The sequence below is a fragment of the Peribacillus sp. YIM B13477 genome (assembly GCF_042787955.1).
Classification (GTDB): domain Bacteria; phylum Bacillota; class Bacilli; order Bacillales; family DSM-1321; genus Peribacillus; species Peribacillus frigoritolerans.
Map to the genome: position 1 here is coordinate 151,353 of NZ_JBHZPD010000008.1, position 20,493 is coordinate 171,845.

A 20,493-nucleotide genomic window follows, 5' to 3' on the forward strand; every position below is an offset into this window, starting at 1 on the left:
GAAGAGGAATTAAAAGTGACATTAGGATATAGAGATAGATTAATAAGCTGAAAAAAACATACCGGTGGAGCACCGGTATTGGGTAAAGATCAATTTTCAAATGGTTTTATGAGTGCGTATAGAGTTCCAATCACAGGAAGTTTCAAACCGGCCTTGTCGGCTAGGCGCAGTGCACCGCCCTGCAAATGTTCAACTTCGAGGGTGAGGCCCTTCCGGCGGTCCTGGTGCATGGAAGAGGTGGATTCATCAGGTAAGACTGACATGTTTTCCAACGCTTGAGCAATATTCTCCGCAGTGATCCCGACATCATAAGCATTTGCAAGCTCCTTCATTTCACCAAGGACCTTTTCTAGCAATCCATTGGTTTCCGGGAATCTCCGTATCGTGCCGATAGGGAGGTTGGAGGCAGTTGTCACACCGGAGAACGCGGTGATGAACATGTATTTGATCCACATCCTGATCAATATGTTTTCCGTTCTGCTAACCTTCATGATAGCTGATTCCGTCGCCTGTTCGAATTCATCACAAATCTTTTTTTGTGACGGGTGAAGGGGGCCATAGATTAAATCGTGATTTTCATTGGAATGAATGACATGCCCTTTTTCATCAAGGGTGGCGATGATGAAGGCACTTCCTCCCAAGACAGCTTCATCTCCAAGCGCTTCCTGTAAAATGGATATATGCTCCAATCCATTCAAAAGCGGGAGGACCTTTGCCCCTTTTTCAACAAGGACCTTTAAATCTGTAAGTGTGCCTTGCAGATGCTGGCCTTTTACGGCGAGAATCACGAGGTCGACCTTTTCGATGTCACTTACATTCTCTGTGATATGAAGGTCCTTGAATTGGTAGTTTCCATGTGGGCTGGTTATGCTGATCCCGTTTTCCTTCAATTGTTTGGCGCGGTTTTTTCGGACAAGGTATTGAACATCCTGCCCGGCCTGCTGCAACCTGCCCCCAAAGTAGGAGCCGAGTGCCCCGGCCCCTATAATGACAATATTCAAAGCGCACACCTCTCTTTTGATTAAGATGTACTAATCATAACATTGACTGAAATTTCAGTAAATATTTCCGTTTGAAGGTCAACTGGTAGTTTAGATGTTTGTAAGAATGGGAAAAACAAAAGACCAGCCTGAAAGGTTTCAGGCTGGTGCTTATCATTATTTATAGATTTTTACTTTAACGGTTTTTCTGCCCCAATTGATAGCTTTTGAGTGAGAAGAGTAGAAGACGTCAATTTTATTCCCTTTGATTGCGCCGCCTTTATCTGCCGCAATGGCATCCCCGTATCCTTCTACATGAACTTTTGTTCCTAGTGGAATGACCTTAGGGTCAACCGAGATGGCTTTTACGTTAGGGTTTTTCTTTAAGTTAAGACCAGATGCTGTAATCCCGCTGCAGCCTTTGCAGTTCGCTGTGTAAGCTGTTGCCTTCACCGTGATCGTTTTATATTTCTTGGATGATGATGTTGTTTTTGCTTTAGCTTTAGGTTTAGCAGAGGTCGATGTTTTCTTGACCTTTAAAACTTGTTTTGGATGGATGTTATCTTTTTTCAGGTTGTTCCAACTTTTGAGTTGATTGACTGTTATATTATGTTTATTGGCGATACCCCATAGTGTGTCGCCGCTTTTAACTTTGTATGTAGTAGTAGCAGCCGATGAAACTCCGGAAAAACTAAATACCAAAAAGAAAGCAGTGAATAGTGGAAGTAGTATTTTTTTCAAAATGAATAGTCTCCTTTGTTTTAAATCGTAGACTTAGAATAACAGGTCTTTATGACAATAATGTTTCGGTGGAATAGTAATTGTGTTACAAAAAGGTTTCCCTTGATAAATAAATGTAATATAAACTAGTTCAAAAGTACTTATCTAATTAATGTAAATATATTATTTATTATGTCAGTATAAGCGTATTTTTGTTAAATAGTGTTGATGTAATGGCGTATCCTGTTTAATGAGGTAATATATGGATGTGAAATCCCTGGTTTTAAAGTCCTGTATATTTTGTAAAAAAACAATGTAATAATAGACGATTGAATGCTGTTTATTTTAGTAGGAGAGGATATTCGGAACATGAAAAAAGCCGACATCTATGTAATGCCGGCTCAAACCGTAGACAAAATCGAGTTTGTCTAATTTTTTTTTGAGAGCTTGTTAAAATTCGAACATTGATTTACACTTCAGGCACTCGCTTTCCGCGGGCGGTCCGGGAGCCTCCTCGGCGCCTGTGCGCCTGTGCGCCTGTGCGGTCTCCCTTGGACGCGCTTTTCCCGCAGGAGTCTCGCACCTTTCGTTTCAATCAACTTTGTTTTTAAAATGTAGATAGACTTCCTTTTGTCTATATGTGATTCAGGCTTTTTTCATGATTTGGCTTAATGTAAAACAAATTCAGAAGCGAAATCGACCAGCATTTTTTGATAGACTGCTACTGATTCAAGATTGACGCATTCCCTATCTCCATGCCAGTTCTCGCCTTTTGGTCCGAATTCAATCGCTGGGATATCATATGCCGCAAAAAAGACGGTATCTGCGGAGCCATGTTGTCCGAAAATGACAGCGTCTTGCTTGGTGTTTCTTTCGATAATCGGTCGGAGCAAAGTGATGAATGGGTCTGACTCTTCGGTTTTTACAGGTTTACTGTACATATTAAGGTGAACATTATTTCCTGTCACACTTTCGATCTGAGCAATGATATCTTCCATTGTTTGCGTAGGAAGATAACGAATATCAAGACTTAGCAAACAAGCATCCGGTACCTTATTATAGACATCCCCGCCTTTTATTTTTGCTAGGTTAAGTGAAGGGGAAGAGTAAAGGGGAGTATGATCCCGGGTGAATGGAAGTTCCTTTATTTTTTGATAGAGATCATAGGCCTTTTCAATTGCATTCACGCCTTCCCATGGACGGCTTCCGTGTGCAGATTTGCCGGATACTTCAATATCGAGACGAAGGGCACCCTTTGCCTGGAGTCCGATTCCCAATTGCGTCGGTTCAGCACAAATTACAAAGTCCCCCCGATAACCATGTTTCGCTAAATATCCGGAACAGTTCAACCCGCCAATCTCTTCATCCGATACGATCTGTAGCTGGATTTTTAAACCTAAGTCCTTATCTTTCAGTTCGGTAAATGCACACATCATCCCTGCAACTCCAGCTTTCATATCGGCTGTTCCGCGCCCATATAAATTTCCTTCATGAACCTCAGGGAAAAATTGATCCGGCGTACCGCTGACAACATCGACATGGCCATTCCAAATTAGGGTTTTATCTCCGCTGCCAATCTCGCTAACAAGCATTTTATAACCGTTATTTACGATCACATTCACGGTAAGTCCTTGATCCTTAAGCCAGTCCGCACAGTAATCTACCGCTTGGTTGGCTCCTTCTTTCGATGAACTGTCGATGGATACTAAATCTTTAAGTAACTCGATGAGCAAAAAGAAAACCTCCTAAAAATATGCATACTACTATTATATATACCCTTTCTGAGTAAGGGTTAACTCGAAAATATTTTCCTGTTAAATAACGTTTAGCATTTTCATCCCCTGGGGTATGTAAAGGGGGAGCGACAATTAACATTCTTTAAGGAGGATGATAGATATGGATAAACGTATAATTGGTGTATATGAAACTGGAGAAGAAGCCATAAAGGCTGTTGAGTCATTACAGGCCCAAGGGTATAATCGTGAAGATATTTCAGTGGTAGCTAAAGATAAAGAAGAATTAAATGCAGTGAATGAAGAAACGGGTACAAAAGTTGAAGAGGGGCTCGCAGCTGGTGCGGCGACTGGAGGCATTTTGGGCGGTGCTGCCGGATTATTGGCAGGTGTGGGTGCGTTGGCGATTCCGGGAATCGGGCCGGTACTGGCTGCTGGACCGCTTGCTGCAACATTAGCCGGAGCGGCTGTAGGCGCTGGAACAGGAGGATTGGCCGGTACATTAATCGGAATGGGCATACCTGAAGACGAAGCGAATCGTTATGAAGCGGATGTAAAGAGCGGCAAATTGCTTGTGTTAGTCGATTCGGATGCGAGAAAATCCAGTTCTTCTTACTCGGGAATAACCGAAACCGATGAAACGCTGACGAATGGCAGAAGAACTCTATAAGTCGTAATTTTTTTAAAGGACGGATCCCTTAGGGGGGCCGTCCTTTTTTTGATTAGAATGTGAATTTCTTTATTTCTTTGTGCATTTCCTGGGATAGGGCATCCAATTCACTAGCCAGGGCATTTAATTGTTCCATGGAAGCATTCGTTTGTTCTGCGGAAGCTGATACTTCTTCAGTTCCTGCCGCAGTTTCCTGACTGATTGAATTTAATTTTTCTGCATTGCCCGCCATCCGTGTGACCTCGTTTACCATATCGTTCATCATCTCTTTTATTTCGTCAAAATTGCTGAATGTGGTCGTGATGATGGATGCAATGTGACTGAAAGCATTTTCCGTATCCGTTACAGAAGTATCCTGAAGATGGATTTTTTGATTGACTTGATCAATCAAATGAACGGTATTGTTTGTATCTGTTTGCATGGCTTGAATGATTTCAGAGATTTCTTTCAGTGATTTTTCCGTTGGTTCGGCCAATTTCTTCACTTCATCGGCAACAACTGCAAACCCTTTTCCGTGTTCACCAGCCCTCGCTGCTTCGATGGCAGCATTCAGGGCGAGTAAATTCGTTTGTCCTGCAATCCCGCTTATGGTTTTTACGATCGCACTGATATCATTGGATCGTGCATCCAATGATTTGACTGCCGTGCTCATCTTATTGGATATCTGGGACGTTTCATTGAATTGTTGTTTCAGGCCTTGTACTTGAGTGATTCCGTTTTCGGAAGCCTTGAACATATTTTCGGATTCCGTGGCCATTTTTCCCGTTTGCGCCTCAAGATCATTGATTTTGTCAGCCAATAGCTTTACGGCCATTTCGTTATTCTGCCCAACTTCGATTTGGTCTATGGCACCGGCTGCTATTTGTTCCATCGTCATGGCCACTTCGTTAGCTGCCGCTGAATTTTCATCGGCACTGGCCACTAGCGTCATGGAGGAATCCGATACTTTATCGGAAAGGTTGTTGACAACCCCTAACATATGACTCATATTCCTGGTCATGCTGGTGTCTTCTGCAAGTTGGCCAATCTCATCTTTTCTGGAAATGGAATTCCAGGAGGTGAAATCGCCGTCAGCCATTTTCCGTATGGATTCCTGCGATGAAGATGGCAGATAGTGCAGTGACGGTAAAGACAATCAACAGTGTGATGACATTATCGATTATCATATGGCTTGCCCGGACTTTCACTTCATTTTCCTCCATTACCCTTGCTATTCTCCATCCGGTGGTAGGATTTGTGGCGTATCCGACGATCCGGCTTTGCCCTTCAAATTCCTCGATCATTGATCCGGATTCACCTTTCATTTTTTTGGAAATATTTTCCTTTGATATATCCTGTTGAATTTTTTCCTTGTCTGGATGTGTAACGAATGACCCTTCCTGATCAAGCAAAACCGTATAGCCCGTTTCGCCGAATTTCGTTTGATTGACCATCGTGATCAATGTATCGATCGAGATGTCGACACCTAGCACGCCTATTAATTCATCACGATCATCATATATGGTTTTGGCTGCCGTAATGACAAGTTCATTCGTAGCCTGATCAGTATAAGGTTCCGTCCAAATGGTCTTGTTTTTTTGTTTTAATGCGGATTGATACCAATCCCTCTGTCTTGGGTCGTAGTCAGCCGGCAATTCAGTTTCTGGGAATATAAATGCTTTTCCATCTTTCTCTGTGCCGAGATATATACCATTTATTTCAGAGTTACTGGTTTGCGTATAAGAAAATTCATCCATTATGGATTCGAGGTTCTTATCATAAGAAATCATAATAGGATATTTACTGATTCTATCCAATTGATTGTCCGTTTTTTGAAAGAAGGTCTCGAAAGAATCGTTCATTGACTTGACTTGTTCTTCTGTCGATCCGGTAATTTCCTGGGTCGTCAACTCGATACTATTTTTATAGCTCATGTAAGGAAATGGCCATTCCGCTTATCATGATCAAAGCTAAAAAGGGAATCAATATTTGTTTTTTTAGCGAATTAAAATACCAGTCTGTCAGTCTTTTCATCTGTAAAATTCTCCTTATATACTTCTAATTAATATTGACTTCTATTTGATATTTCGGTCTTCTTTCGCTTTTTTTGAAGGGACAAGTTAGAAAATTCCAATATTAATTTTGTCATGAAGTGCAAAGGTGGGAAGGGGGTGGAATATAGTGGATAAAAAAAAGAGCTGACTGCCATGGTCAACTCTTTCATTCATTGAATACTATTCGAATTGGATATTTTTTGTCCTGTCCATATACCATGTGTAAAACTCGTCTGCATATTCAACGGATACATCTTGGAGCTTTGTATGGTGTACAGGCTTGGAGCGGTTGATCGTTTCAATTGTGGCAAGCCCGAAAAACTTTTGCAGCTTCGAACGTTCCACCTCAATTTGAATGACCTTGCTTCTTTTGGTAATGAATAGTGATGTTTCCAAACTTCCGGATTTGAACTGAATGAACTCATCATTTAACAAGTAACGGCTATTTTTGTAATCCATTATTCTCAATGTATAAATGAGGACGAGTAGAATCAGCGAGATATACCATAGGGAGGGTTTGAAATAATAAATCGCCAATGTTGTGAGAATCCAGACAAAGCTAGGTCGCAGCATTCGGATTTTGAAGGCCTGTTTCGATAGTGACCTCATTGTTCGTTCCACTTTGTAAGCGGGTAAAATCTCTTCTACCATCCCGTATGCCCGTTCAATTGATAAAAAAGGATAGAGGGTGTTCGTTTCCAGCTCTTCATCACCGGTGCTTCCTGCACTGATCAGTTTCACTTCTGCCAACCCCAGCACTCTTTTAATGATTGATTGGGTGATTTCGACTGCTTGTACTTTTTCTTTCCGAATGGAAAAAGCGGATTCGTCCAGTACACCTTTCTTGATATATATGCGCTCGTGATCGGATGAAATTTCATATTTTCCATATTTAACGAATGTGGAAACGATTCCGAAGGCAACGGCGACACATATGAGGCCTGCAATAACGATGGTAATGATCCACCATGTATCCAATAACTTGGCAAGAAACCCATCGGCGTTCTCCAAATCAATAAAATCATCGAGTGTATTATATAACGTAGCCAATATCGGGATAAGAGCCAGGAAACTGAGTGATGTAAAGGAAGCTTTCAGCACATCATGTTTGCTTGGAGTGAAATGGATCGTTTTTTCAATGGCTGGTTCCATATCCTCAGCAATTCGTTCTTCGGAAATATCCGCTTCACTAACCGGAAGTTCCTGTTTTGAAGCATATTCCCCCTCAAGCCTTTCGGCCTCTTTTCGGGAAATCATCTCGAAAGGTACGCTACCCTGTTCACCAGTCATCCCCGTTTCGAATGTTAAAGAGGTCAATCTGAAAATCTTATGAAATAACGTCGTGCGTTGCTGGACATTCTGAACCTTATGAAGCGGGACAGTTCGATACGTTTTCGAGACAAGCCCTGAAGTAATGTATAAGGTACCATCTTTGATTTTGTATTTGTATGTATACCATTTAAGGATGACAGAAATGACTTTCCAAACCAGATAAACTAGAAAGCCAATTTGGAGTAATTTCATATACATCTTTTCAGAACCGAAATTCAGGATATAAAGCATGATTATGAAAAATACATTTCCTTTCAGCAATTTCCAAAATTCGAAAGGGATTTTGATAGGGTGTAATCGTTTTGCGTGTTCTTCCATCATTAATCCACTTCCTTAATTTTCGCGAAATGGGCAATTTTATCTCGTAATTCATACGCCTCTTTCTCGGGAATGGCCGGTATGTCATGAGAGTCGCCCATTGTTCCGATGCTTAGGGAATAAAGGTTGTATTTTCGCAAAAACGGTCCTTGGTTCAATTTGACGGATTGAACCTTCGTCATCGGAATGAGTTCATGCGTTTCACTCCAGGCTCCACGTTTTGTTTGAATGAATTCTTCGTTCACGTCGTAACGCCAATACTTTTGCAAAAGTATCGGTTCAATGAAGATGGACCAGATAGCATGGAAAAAAGATAATACGATAAGTCCGTTTAAAATCCATCCAATCCATTCTTTCCAAGTAAAATAATCATCAACAAATAATAGGATGCCAAGGACGGCGAGGATAATGAGATTGGTAATGGCTTCAGTCATCCGCCAAACCTTCACTGATTCTTTGGATATTTTCTTCGTTGGTGGCTGTATCTTGGAATACATATATTCACTCCTTACTATGTCTTTATACTTATACGGATTATCTTGCAAAAAAGTTCCCTATGATTGGTATATGTATAGAAATTATGCAGCCCATGCCATGGAGTGGCGGGCGAATAATCCTGCAGTTTCCCGAGTATGTATAAATAAGGAGTTTTCCAGTGGATCTTTTCTTTTTATATGACCGAAAAATGGACAAGATAGAAGTGGTGAGTTTCTAGAGTGGGAGTGATAGGTTTGACGTACAAAAGGAAGTTGAGTTTTATATTCTTCCTGTTTTTGATTTGTTTTTTTAATGGAGAGTCGATGCAGGCTGCGAATGATGATGGAAACCTAGGGCAGGAAATTCAACGAATATTGGAGCAATCGCCAGAATTGGCTGGGGCGTTGACGGGAATTTCCATCCGTTCAGCTGAAACGGGGGAAATGATTTATGAACGGGGATCGCAAACAAGATTGCGGCCTGCTTCGAATCTTAAGCTTTTGACAGCAGCAGCTGCGCTGGAAACTTTAGGGGAAGATCATACTTTTCAAACGGAACTATACATAAAAGGAGTGCAGGTTGGCCATGTTCTGCAGGGCAATGTATACCTGAAGGGAAAAGGGGATCCCACATTATTGGAAAAGGATTTTGATGAGCTGGCAGCTTCACTGAAGCAAAGGCAAGTTAAGTTCGTTCACGGGGATCTTATAGGGGACGATTCTTGGTATGATGATGTTCGTTATTCTCAAGACTTAGTTTGGGGCGATGAACAGGAATATTACGGTGCAGCCGTTTCGGCTTTAACTGCTTCCCCGAATGAAGATTACGATACCGGTACCATCATTGTGGAGTTAGCTCCTGGGGAAAAGGCTGGAAAGAGGGCAACGGTAAAGCTGGAGCCTGAAACCGATCACGTGAAGGTCATCAACAAAACGAAAACTGTATCGGCAGATGCTAATAATAAAATTGAAGTTGAACGGTCTCATGGCACACAAGTCGTTACGGTGACTGGGACCATTCCGGAAGATGCCGGGGTGACCAAAGAGTGGATTTCGGTGGAAGATCCCACAGAATATGCCTTGAGCCTATTTGAAAAATCAATGAAGAAACGTGGAATTAAAGTGTTGGGAAAAAGGAAAAAAGGGAAAACGCCAGTAGGAGCGGACATGATTGCCGCTCATCAGTCCATGCCGCTTTCACAATTGCTTATTCCTTTCATGAAATTGAGCAATAACAGCCATGCCGAGGTTTTGGTGAAGGAAATGGGCAAAGAAGCAGATGGGGAGGGAAGCTGGAAGGATGGTTTGAAGGTTGCTCGAAATCAGCTGAAGAGTATGGGTCTTGATATGCAAACGATCATGATGCGTGATGGATCTGGAATTTCCCAAGTCAATATGATTCCAGCGAATGAAATAACGAAGCTGCTGTATGCCATTCAGGAAAAAACGTGGTTTCCTGCTTACTTGAATGCTTTACCGATTGCAGGCAACGAAAATCGGATGGTGGGCGGTACTCTTAGAAAGAGGATGAAAGGGACAATTGCAGCCGGGAATGTCCGTGCGAAAACAGGGACAATTTCAGGTACGAGCTCCTTATCAGGTTATGTGACGACCAAAAGAGGGGAAAAAATCATATTTTCAATCATCTTGAATAATTTTGTAGAAGAAAAAGGCATTACGGCAATCCAGGATAAGATAGCCGTAATGCTCGCAGAACAGGAAAACCTATTGGGAAGCGGCCATTAGTATCCATTGAAAGCTAAGTTGAAGTTCAGGATCTGCGAGAAAGAGGTCGGTATCAGTCAAATCATTTTCTTCAGCAAGTCCGAATTGGCAGCATAATGCCGCTAAGCCATTTTATTTGCTGACGATCAGGTTTCAAACGCAGATCCGAATGGAGTATTCAATTCGATGGTCATTATATAACATTGAATCAAGTCGGCATTCGAACATTCGAAGGCCTTTCTCCGATATATATGTCTATAACAAGAAGTTTTCAAGTCCATTACATGGAAAGTCCTAGCCGTTTGATCGTAGACAGTTTCTCCATGAAGTGGAGGGAAAGGGGCCCTTTTCCTCCTCTGTTTCTTTAATCAGACATGAAGCTGGGGGCAAATTGGATTTTATTCAATGTCAGCACCTTCTTCTTATTTTTTAAATTATCCCCTCAAGGAAGGAGTTTAAGGGAGGATTAATAGAAATAAGTATATAGGGGGGAATGCTTATGAACTTTCCAACACTTAATGGACAGTATACGATCAGCAGTCTTATAGCTGAAATTCACGAAATTCCCAAAAAACGCTCACTCTATATATTGGCCATAGATGGCCGGGGCGGATCTGGAAAAAGTACACTCGCTGCCCGTATCCAAGCAGAATGTCCAAGGTAGCGTGGCCGTTCATATGGATGATTTTTATTTGCCTTCATCGGATAGGGTTCAACTGCCTCCATCCCAAAAGCCGATTGGGGCGGATTATGATTGGGAACGGGTTTGTAACCAAATCCTAAAACCGCTTACAAAGGGGAAGGAAGCAAGATATCAAAGGTATGATTGGGAAACGGATACTATGGCCGAATGGCATGAAGTTCCTGCTGGGGGCCTTGTGATTATAGAAGGAACGTATTCCATCCGTAAAGAATTGGCAGGGTACCATGATTTCACGATTTGGGTGGAATGTCCCCGTGATCAGCGTTTGAAACGTGGCCTTGAGCGGGATGGTGAAGATGCGCGTCAAATGTGGGAGGATAATTGGATGGTTCATGAAGATCTCTATGTGGGTGTGCAAAGGCCTCAAGAAAGAGCGGATCTTGTTGTGGACGGAACGAGCTGAGTCAGAGGATATTTTAATTGTAAGGGTTTACCTATAAAATATATTGTATGTTTAGATAAATTTCCGGGGAGCCGGAAACAGGGGGGAAATTATGTTTACTAATGAAGAACAAGCTGCCGTATATAAAGCCATTTATAACCGTAGGGATATCAGGAGTTTTTTGCCAAAGCCCATTTCAAAGGATATACTCCGCAGAATTTTGGATGCTGCACATCATGCGCCGTCTGTAGGATTCATGCAGCCTTGGAGTTTCATCGTGATTTCGTCTCAGGAAACCAAGAACAGTTTGGCATGGGCAGCGGATAAAGAAAGAAGGGCCCTCGCTATTCATTATGAAGGAGGTAAAGAAAATAAGTTTCTTAGTTTGAAAGTGGAAGGGTTAAAAGAAGCACCATATACCATTTGTGTTACATGCGACCCGACACGGGGAGGCTCCCATGTTTTAGGGAGGAACTCCATTCCGGAAACCGATATCCTATCCACTGCCTGCGCCATTCAAAATATGTGGCTGGCTGCCTATGCGGAAGGATTGGCAATGGGATGGGTAAGCTTTTATAAGAAAAATGATATTCGTGATATTTTGGAGATTCCGCCGCATATAGAACCTGTTGCACTCCTGTCGATTGGCTATACGGATCAATATCCGGATAAACCCATTCTTGAACTTGCTAATTGGGAAAAAAGAAGGCTGATGGATGACCTTATTTTCGAGGATAAATGGGGGAATAAATAAACCGATATATTATGATTCCAAAACTGTTTATTAAGCCCCTGGTTCAGGGGTGGTAAATATAGAAGACTCTTACAATAAATACTCATTTGTAAGAGTCTTTTTAAAAATTTGGTTTGATTTTAAAATCTGCGCCTTTTTGAAGATCCCGGTATACCGAGGTCTTCACGGTATTTTGCAATAGTGCGGCGGGAGATCTTCGTCCCTTCATTTTCGAATATTTGACAAAGTTTCTGATCTGAAAAAGGCTTTATTTTATCTTCATCGGCAATCAGGACCTTTATTTTTTCTTTGATGGTGGCCGTTGATTCGGTTGCTGGGCTGTTCACGCGGTGCAACCCTCTAGTAAAGAAGTTCCTTAGTTTAAAGAGGCCATGCGGCGTCTGGATATATTTATTGCTCGTCGCCCTGCTGATCGTTGATTCATGAAGCTGAAGTTTTTCCGAAATATCCTTCAGTGTCATAGGTTTTAATCCTGTAATTCCCTTCATGAAAAACTCATGCTGCTCCTCCACGATTGACGCGGTCACTTTGTAAAGCGTCATTTGCCTTTGTTCGAGCCCTTTTAACAGTAATCGGGCATCATTTAAGTGCCCTTTTATATAATCTTTAGCTGGATTAACAGAATTGATGGCGACGTGGTTCTTGTAGTAAGGATTGATGGAAAGTTTAGGTGTACAGCTATCGTTGACCGTTATCAGAAAACCATCTTTATCTTTTTCCACGTAAACGTCCGGAACGATGTAATGAGTCATATCATCGGAAAAGTGACTGACAGGACGCGGGTTTAACGTACGGATGAAATCCGAGGCCTCTTGCACTTCCTGAACGGTCACTTGGTGAAAGGCGGCAATTTTCCTATAGCGTTTTTCTGCTAAATCCGCTAAGTGCTTTTTAACGATCTTATACGCCAATTCATTGTGATTCTCATGCTCACGCAGCTGGATGAGTAAACAATCGGTCAGATCTTTAGCCCCGACTCCAATTGGGTCAAGTGATTGCAATATTTGAATCATATTTTCGATTTCTTCCACGGGTACGGAAAAATGCGAAGCAGTCCAATGGACATCCAATTCTAGAAATCCATAATCATTTAAGTTTCCAATCAAAAATTGGAGAATCTTCTTTTTAAATGCATTCAATGAACTAAGTAAACTCAATTGTTCCAGTAAATGCCTTTCAAGTGTTTCTGTGCTGACTGAATGATTGTTGATAGGGTTGTAATCATTGTCTCCGTTGAAACCTTTACTTTTAGAGGAAGAACCGCGTATCTGAGAATTTATTTTATTTGTACGAATACTGAGCGATGCGGGGGGGGCTTTAAAGCTAATTTCGAGAACGGGATTTTCGTAAGCCTGTCGGTTCAGAAAATCTATCAGTTCATGGGTGGAATATTGAAGGATATTGATCGATTGCTGTAATTCAGGGGTTAATGACAACTTCAAGGTTTGTTTTTGGTACATTTTAAATCCTACCTGCATATATATCAACTTCTTTCATTTAGATTAACATAGCGGCTCAAAAGGAATGAAAAAATATTAACATGATAATAATACAAATCTTCAGAAAATTCAACATTACGTGTCAGGTTTTGTAACATCAATTAGAAATAAAGATGGGGATTCGAAAAAATGCTTGTCATTCAGTAGTTAAACTAATGAATGGGAGTTGATTGATTCGAATGTGAATCAAATGATTTATATGTGAATCAACTAGTGCTCCTATTGATTTATATATGAATCGTTTTAACTTGAATACCTTTAATATCAGGCTCATATAATTTGGCATGCATCTTGCTACATCTATAAATATAAAAATAAACTAGCTTGAAAAAATCCATTACATGAGAAGGGTGTTTTTTACATGATTAAAGAGACTACGAGTATTCAGGAATTAATCGATTTGGATAAAAAGCATTTTATTCATCCGACCACGGCAATCGAACAGCAGCAGGCAGATGGTCCAAGTTTCATCTTTAAGGAAGGGAAGGGAATATATCTTACGGATGTCACGGGCAGGACTGTCATTGATGGCATGGCTTCACTTTGGAATGTGAATATTGGACATGGACAAGAAGAGATGGCTGAAGTCGCGAAGGAACAAATGGCCAAATTAGCTTTCACCTCAAGTTTCGCCACTTTCAGCAATGAGCCGGCAATCCGTTTGGCGGCCAAAATCGCATCCATCGCACCTGGGGATTTGAATGCAGTTTTCTTCACTTCAGGTGGATCGGAATCGAATGATACGGCGATCAAACTTGCTCGTCATTACTGGCTTTTGAAAGGGCAGCCTAATCGTCAAAAAATCATTTCCCGCTCGAAATCCTATCATGGAGTGGCAATGGGAGCTACAAGTGCGACTGGGCTGAAGCCGTTCCGGGATTTCACGAATTCAATCGCACCTGATTTTTACCATGTGGACGGTTCCTCCATTGAGGAGTTGCGTAAGGTCATAGAACAGGAAGGACCGGAAACGATTGCGGCATTTATCGCTGAACCGATTCAAGGGGCAGGTGGCGTGAACCTCCCTCCTGAAGGCTATTTTAAGGAAGTAAGGGAAATTTGTGATGAATACGGCATTTTGATGGTGACGGATGAAGTCATTACAGGTTTCGGAAGAACAGGGACTTATTTTGGGATTGAACACTTTGGCGTTGTGCCTGATATGATGTGCTTTGCAAAAGGTGTGACGAGCGGATATGCACAGTTAGGCGGGGTCGTCCTGAATGATAAGATGCATCAGGATTTCATTGCCCTTTCAAAAGGTACGCTTTTACACGGCTACACATACAGTGGCCATCCGATGGCATGTGCGGTTGCTTTGAAAAATATTGAAATAATTGAACGTGAAAACCTTATAGAAAACTCGAAACAGCGTGGTGAAGAGTTGCTTGCCGGCTTTAAGAAGCTTCAAAGTAAACATCCGATTGTTGGTGATGTAAGGGCACTTGGACTAATTGGAGGCATCTCCATCGTAAAGGACAAACAAACAGGTGAAGGCTTTGACACACAGCTTGCTCCAAGACTTGTTGCTGAAGCTGCGAAGAATGGTTTGATTTGCCGTTCAGTTACGTTTGATCAAGATACACTCGTATTCGCACCGCCTTTAATCATTACTAAAGCAGAAGTCGAAAGAATGATTGAAATCCTTGATGAGACATTTACTGCAGTCGAAAAAGAAATTTTATAAGAGGTGAAAGTGATGGTCATGACGGAAATGCTGAAAAAGAAATTATACATTAATGGTAAATGGCAAGAAGCTGAAAAGTTCACGACACTAAAGTCTCCTTATAGCGGGGAAGTCCTAGCGGAGATTCCCTCGGCAAGCCTTGAAGATGTCGAGTTGGCCATAGAATCAGCCTATCAAGCTAGAAAAACGATGGCAGCTTTACCTAGTCATAAACGCGCTGCCATTCTTGAAAAGCTTGCGAGCCTTTTGGAAAGCCGCAAAGATGAGGCAGCTGAAATTATTGCAAAAGAGGCAGCGAAACCGATTAAAACGGCAATGGTTGAAGTATCCCGGACGATTGCCACATATAAATTTGCAGCAGAGGAAGCAAAAAGGATTCATGGAGAAACATTGACGATGGATGCCACAGCTGACGGAGAAGGAAGGATAGGATACACGGTCCGTGAGCCTCTAGGCGTTGTGGGTGCGATTACGCCATTTAATTTTCCGATGAACCTGGTTGCCCATAAAGTGGGCCCGGCCATTGCTGCAGGAAATACACTCGTCCTGAAACCTGCGAGCCAAACACCGCTATCTTCACTATTTCTTGCTGAATTATTGGCCGAAACTGATTTGCCGGCAGGTGCGTTTAATTTAGTTACCGGAAGCGGTTCGGTAATCGGTGATAAATTAGTCACCGATTCACGGGTGAAGAGCATCTCATTTACTGGAAGTCCGGCTGTAGGAATCGGGATCCGTAATAAGGCCGGGTTAAAGAAAGTGAGTCTTGAACTAGGTTCGAATGCGGCTGTCATCGTGGATAAAGGGATCGATATCGATAAAATCATCCAACGCTGTGTATCGGCAGCATTCGCTTTTCAAGGGCAGGTCTGCATTTCCTTACAGCGCGCTTATGTTCATGAAGAGGTGTATGATGAGTTCGTCAAAAAATTCACGGAAGCAACGAATGGCTTGAAACTGGGAGATTCTTTGGACCCGTCTGTGGATATTTCAGCATTGATCAGCGCTGGGGATGTACAGAGAAGTCTGGATTGGATCGGTGAAGCTAAACAACACGGGGCGATAGTTGCAGCAGGAGGTAAATCTGAAGGTAATATCCTGCATCCCACTGTGTTGCTGGAAGTGGATGCCATGCTTAAGGTATCTTGCCAGGAGGTGTTCGCTCCAATAGTTTTGATCAATAAGGTTTCTTCCGTTGAGGAAGCGATTGACTTTGTCAATGATTCCGAATTCGGATTGCAGGCCGGGATTTACACAGAAAATATCAATCTAGCTCTTTCTGCCGCAGAAAAATTGGAAGTGGGCGGTGTCATTATTAATGATATCCCAACTTATCGTGTTGACAACATGCCATATGGCGGAGTCAAAAAAAGCGGGACTGGGCGCGAAGGATTGAAATATGCCATTGAAGAAATGACGGAAATGAAATTGGTTATTATTAATCGGAATTAATAAGAAAAGAGGTGAGCAGCTGCTCATCTCTTTTTTCTGTGAAACTTGGAAGAAGTTCTGCCTATGAGTTATGCAAAAATGAATAGGTAATTCACGACTGAATTTAAATATGACAGGAAAGGGCAAAAAAACGTGAGTTACCTAAAATTTCAAACTGGCATGAATCTTGCTCATATTATATATAGGTAGATAACTTAAAACAGAGGAGGAAATTACATGCAGGAAACTTTGCAAAATAATACGAAAAAAGAAGGAACGGGAGCATTGGACTTAAAGATGTTCATCAATGGGGAATGGGTGAATTCGACTTCGGGTGAGAAGAGGGATGTATTGAATCCGGCCACGGGGGAAGTTATTGCCAAAGCAGCGGAAGGAACACAGGAAGATGTGGATGCAGCGGTCGAGGCAGCAAAATATGCTTTCTATGAAGGTGGCTGGTGGGGAACTCCTGCCGTCGAAAGAGCTAGGATTTTATTCAAAATAGCCGACAAAATAGAAGAAAAAGCTGAAGAACTAGCTGCGTTGGAAACATTGGATAATGGGAAACCATTGCGTGAGGCTCGTTTTGATATAGCTGATTCGGCAGCATGTTTTAGATATTATGCAGGATTGGCCACAAAACCGACAGGTCAGACTTTTGAAGTTCCTGACGGCCAGCAAGCGATGGTCGTAAGGGAACCGATCGGTGTATGCGGGCAGATCGTTCCTTGGAATTTCCCACTAATGATGTCAGCCTGGAAACTTGCTCCGGCGCTTGCTGCAGGAAATTCCGTTGTGTTCAAACCATCTGAGATCACTCCGGTGACGGCGGTCAAACTATTTGAAATCATGGATGAGGTAGGATTGCCAAAAGGTGTTGCGAATCTTGTGTTAGGAGCGGGGCCAGTTGTCGGACAAGCCATTGCAGAGCATGAGGAAATCGATAAAGTAGCCTTTACAGGAGGCACGGCAACAGGACGTAAGATCATGGAGGCTTCGCTGGGTAACCTAAAGAAAGTCACATTGGAGCTCGGCGGCAAATCACCTAATATCGTATTTGCGGATTCTGACTTTGAGACTGCAGTTGATTATGCTCTATACGGGATTTTCTGTAATCAAGGACAAGTGTGCTCAGCAGGCTCCCGTTTACTATTGGAAGAGTCCATTTACGATCAGTTCATTGCAAGTCTTACTGCGAAGGCGAAAAAAATCAAAGTAGGTTCAGGTTCTGATGAAAACAGCCAGATGGGACCTATCGTTTCAGAAGCCCATATGAACAAAATATTATCGTATATCCAAATCGGAAAAGAAGAAGGTGCGAAATTAATCGTCGGTGGAAATCGAATTAAAGAAGAAGGCATGGATAAAGGTTACTTTGTAGAACCTACTATTTTTGTTGATACGACACCGGATATGCGGATTGTGCAGGAAGAAATTTTTGGACCGGTGCTTGTCGTTCAAAAGTTCAAGGATGAAGCGGAAGCTCTTCGACTTGCCAATGATACGAAATATGGTTTAGCGGGAGCGGTGTTCACGAATGATATCTCAAAAGCGTACCGTGTCATTAAAAAAGTGCGTGCCGGCATCACGTGGATAAACTCATATCATCCGACTTATAACGAAGCTCCTTGGGGAGGGTTCAAGCAAAGTGGAAATGGACGCGAACTGGGAACTTTCGGTTACGAAGCTTACACTGAAGTGAAGCAAATCAATAATAACTTAGATATCCAGCCAACAGGCTGGTTTGATGAAGAGTAAATAGCTTGACGAAAAAAAGGCTGTTCCTTGGGGAACAGCCTTTTTTCTATGGAATCGGAGATATAATCCGAGAATCGCAGATAAAAATCCTTGAGTCGCAGATAAAAATCCGAAATCGGAGATATAATTCGAGAATCGCAGATATAATCCGAAAACCGCAGATATATTCAAAGATTGCTAAACATTTCTTTACTATTGTTGGACTTTTTCAAGATCAACCCGTCCTGAAAAGAAAACGGCGCCATTACCCATATCCGCGAGGCGATCTGGGGTAAGGGAATTGATGTGTTGCTTTGTTTCAGGCGTATTCTGCCACAAGCCTTGGCTGACAAGAACGCCTGGTAACACATTTTCACCGGGAGCAGCGGTAAGCAAGCATTCACCGCGACCATTCCAGATTCTAACCATATCTCCGGCGGCTATCCCCATTGTTTTGGCATCAGCGGCATTCATGTGCAGTTTCGGTTCCTTTTCCATGGAGATATGTTTGGCATTATTTGAAAAGGTTGAATTCAAGAAATTGTGATTAGGTGCCGGAATGAATAAAAATGGCAGGTCGCTGTCTTTTATGATAGGCGTATATGTGGGCAATGGCTCGAATCCATCCCGCTTCATCCGTTCGGAATAAAGTTCGATTTTACCGCTTGGTGTCGGGAGTTTGCCTGGGAACATCGGCTGCATTTTAGCTTTGACAAATTGATTCCTTGAAAGGGAGTCATAGGTGATGCCTTCCAAATGCGGGTTGTCGGGAAAATCCAGAGCCTGCCGTATCATATCTTCCTCTGAATCTTCAAATGCTTGTTCCCCAAATCCCATTCCAGCAGCCAACAGTTTGAACAATTCAACATTCGATTTCGATTCGCCATATTTTTCGACTACAGGTTTTTGTATTTGGACGTAATTATGCCAATATGAATTATAAAAATCCTCCGTTTCATAAGATGAAGTGGCAGGAAGGACGAGGTCGGCAAACATGGCCGTTTCGGTTAAGAATAGATCATGTACCACTGTGAATAGATCTTCCCGCATTAGACCTTCCTGCACCTTATTTGCATTCGGAGCGACAAGTGCTGGGTTGGAGCCGTATACAAGCATAGAGCGAATCGGGTTTTCTTTTTCCATAAGAGCTTGGCCGATTTGGTTCATATTAATGGTCCGGGTAGCTTTATTTCGCAATAAATCAGGACGTCTTAAGGCATTTATATTAAAGGCTAGATATCCTGAATTACCTTTGATGGCTCCGCCGCCTTCCTCCATCCATTGGCCGGTAAGGGCAGGCAGGCAGGCAATGGTACGTACCGCCATGCCTCCATTGTCATGGTGCTGCAGGCCATTGCCTATCCGAACGAATGATGGGCTGATGGTGCCATACATCCTGGCAAGTTCATATAAGTCATCAATGGGAACGCCAGTTATCGCGGAGACGGTCGCAGGGTCATATTGGCGGACATGTTCACGCAATTCAGCAGCACCCACTGTGTATTCATCGAGAAAGGGCTGGTCGACTAGATTCTCGGCATAAAGAATATGCATTAATCCGAGGGCAAGTGCACTATCGGTGCCGGGCAGAATCGGAATGAACCAATCTGCCCACTTGCCGGTTTGGTTTTTATGAACGTCAATGACAACTACTTTGGCCCCGTTTTTTCTGGCTTGCTGGGCAAGCGTCACTTGGTGCATATTTGTGCTCACAGCGTTAATGCCCCACATGATGAAAAGCTTCGTATGGATCGTTTCTTCTGGATCGATGCCGAATGAACCACCCATTGTATAGCTGTATCCGACTGAGCCTGCCGCATTACAAATGGAACGCTCGAGCATGCTTGCGCCGAGTTTGTGGAAAAAGCGCCGATCCATCCCCTCGGCGCTGAGGTTGCCCATGTTTCCGTAAAAACTATAAGGAAGTATGCTTTCCGGTCCATGCATTTCGATCAAGTCTTTCCATTTGGAAGTGATTGTGTCAATGGCCTCTTCCCAGCTGATTGGAACGAAATTCCCTTTTCCTTTCGGACCGATGCGCTTTAATGGCTGTTTTAAGCGATTGGGGTCATATAGGCGGGCAGTCATGTTGCGGACTTTGTTGCAAATATTCCCTTTTGTGACTGGATGATCAGGGTCTCCTTGAACTTTAATGATTTTTCCATCTTTTTTGTGCAGCAGTAAACCGCATTGATCAGGACAGTCAAGAGAACAAACAGAGGGAAAGACTCCATCTGGCTGATTGATATAGGATTGCATGGCGTATTCCTCCTAAATGATTTATTCTAATAAAATGAATTTTCTTACTTATAT

15 protein-coding genes and 1 pseudogene are annotated in these 20,493 nt (G+C 42.5%); 7 read left to right on the forward strand and 9 right to left on the reverse strand.

The window, feature by feature from the left end; all coding sequences use genetic code 11:
• Positions 1-89: 89 nt before the first annotated feature.
• The 3 genes from ACFX4H_RS21265 to ACFX4H_RS21275 form a co-directional block, all read right to left on the reverse strand.
• The gene (locus tag ACFX4H_RS21265) at positions 90-1,010 is read right to left on the reverse strand and encodes a ketopantoate reductase family protein (RefSeq protein ID WP_312019038.1); all 921 of its coding nucleotides are present in this window, start codon (positions 1,008-1,010) and stop codon (positions 90-92) included.
• A 147-nt stretch (positions 1,011-1,157) separates the two neighbouring features.
• Positions 1,158-1,721, reverse strand: coding sequence for a 3D domain-containing protein (locus ACFX4H_RS21270; RefSeq protein ID WP_034305842.1), 564 nt, complete (start codon positions 1,719-1,721; stop codon positions 1,158-1,160).
• A 647-nt stretch (positions 1,722-2,368) separates the two neighbouring features.
• Positions 2,369-3,433, reverse strand: a complete 1,065-nt coding sequence (locus ACFX4H_RS21275) for a M20 family metallopeptidase (protein WP_241637271.1) — start codon at positions 3,431-3,433, stop codon at positions 2,369-2,371.
• Between the two features lie 163 nt (positions 3,434-3,596).
• Here ACFX4H_RS21275 and ACFX4H_RS21280 point away from each other — a divergent pair, with 163 nt between their 5' ends.
• Positions 3,597-4,103: a general stress protein gene (locus ACFX4H_RS21280; protein ID WP_048685038.1), complete on the forward strand. Its 507-nt coding sequence runs from the start codon at positions 3,597-3,599 to the stop codon at positions 4,101-4,103.
• 52 nt (positions 4,104-4,155) lie between these two features.
• On the opposite strand, the gene ACFX4H_RS21285 is transcribed toward ACFX4H_RS21280, so the two are convergent.
• The 4 genes from ACFX4H_RS21285 to ACFX4H_RS21300 all read right to left on the reverse strand — a co-directional run bounded on the left by ACFX4H_RS21285 (position 4,156) and on the right by ACFX4H_RS21300 (position 8,283).
• A complete protein-coding gene (locus ACFX4H_RS21285; RefSeq protein ID WP_377436156.1) occupies positions 4,156-5,181 on the reverse strand; it encodes a methyl-accepting chemotaxis protein in 1,026 nt (341 codons plus the stop codon).
• Positions 5,174-6,016, reverse strand: coding sequence for a cache domain-containing protein (locus tag ACFX4H_RS21290; RefSeq protein ID WP_377436157.1), 843 nt, complete (start codon positions 6,014-6,016; stop codon positions 5,174-5,176). Before ACFX4H_RS21290 ends, ACFX4H_RS21285 begins: the two co-directional genes overlap by 8 nt.
• A gap of 300 nt (positions 6,017-6,316) precedes the next feature.
• On the reverse strand, positions 6,317-7,789 hold the full coding sequence (locus tag ACFX4H_RS21295; protein ID WP_377436158.1) for a PH domain-containing protein: 1,473 nt from the start codon (positions 7,787-7,789) through the stop codon (positions 6,317-6,319).
• On the reverse strand, positions 7,789-8,283 hold the full coding sequence (locus ACFX4H_RS21300; RefSeq protein WP_034305830.1) for a PH domain-containing protein: 495 nt from the start codon (positions 8,281-8,283) through the stop codon (positions 7,789-7,791). The genes ACFX4H_RS21295 and ACFX4H_RS21300 overlap by 1 nt, the downstream gene beginning before the upstream one ends.
• A gap of 303 nt (positions 8,284-8,586) precedes the next feature.
• Between ACFX4H_RS21300 and dacB the strand changes: the two genes are divergently transcribed.
• The 3 genes and pseudogenes from dacB (at position 8,587) to bluB (ending at position 11,826) form a co-directional block, all read left to right on the forward strand.
• A complete protein-coding gene (dacB, locus tag ACFX4H_RS21305) occupies positions 8,587-10,008 on the forward strand; it encodes a D-alanyl-D-alanine carboxypeptidase/D-alanyl-D-alanine endopeptidase (RefSeq protein WP_483878271.1) in 1,422 nt (473 codons plus the stop codon).
• Between the two features lie 478 nt (positions 10,009-10,486).
• Positions 10,487-11,093, forward strand: a pseudogene (locus tag ACFX4H_RS21310) (uridine kinase family protein).
• Between the two features lie 91 nt (positions 11,094-11,184).
• Positions 11,185-11,826, forward strand: a complete 642-nt coding sequence (gene bluB / locus ACFX4H_RS21315) for a 5,6-dimethylbenzimidazole synthase (protein WP_034305824.1) — start codon at positions 11,185-11,187, stop codon at positions 11,824-11,826.
• Positions 11,827-11,945: 119 nt separating this feature from the next.
• On the opposite strand, the gene rpoN is transcribed toward bluB, so the two are convergent.
• Positions 11,946-13,286, reverse strand: coding sequence for an RNA polymerase factor sigma-54 (rpoN, locus tag ACFX4H_RS21320; RefSeq protein ID WP_377436160.1), 1,341 nt, complete (start codon positions 13,284-13,286; stop codon positions 11,946-11,948).
• A 400-nt stretch (positions 13,287-13,686) separates the two neighbouring features.
• Between rpoN and ACFX4H_RS21325 the strand changes: the two genes are divergently transcribed.
• From ACFX4H_RS21325 to ACFX4H_RS21335, 3 genes are all read left to right on the forward strand, one after another.
• Positions 13,687-15,012: an aminotransferase family protein gene (locus ACFX4H_RS21325; protein ID WP_063592218.1), complete on the forward strand. Its 1,326-nt coding sequence runs from the start codon at positions 13,687-13,689 to the stop codon at positions 15,010-15,012.
• Between the two features lie 12 nt (positions 15,013-15,024).
• The gene (locus tag ACFX4H_RS21330) at positions 15,025-16,464 is read left to right on the forward strand and encodes an aldehyde dehydrogenase family protein (protein ID WP_377436161.1); all 1,440 of its coding nucleotides are present in this window, start codon (positions 15,025-15,027) and stop codon (positions 16,462-16,464) included.
• 216 nt (positions 16,465-16,680) lie between these two features.
• Entirely contained in the window at positions 16,681-18,201 is a 1,521-nt protein-coding gene (locus tag ACFX4H_RS21335; RefSeq protein WP_063592217.1) for an aldehyde dehydrogenase family protein, read from the forward strand.
• Positions 18,202-18,393: 192 nt separating this feature from the next.
• On the opposite strand, the gene ACFX4H_RS21340 is transcribed toward ACFX4H_RS21335, so the two are convergent.
• Positions 18,394-20,439, reverse strand: coding sequence for a molybdopterin oxidoreductase family protein (locus ACFX4H_RS21340; RefSeq protein ID WP_377436162.1), 2,046 nt, complete (start codon positions 20,437-20,439; stop codon positions 18,394-18,396).
• Between the last annotated feature and the right edge of the window lie 54 nt (positions 20,440-20,493).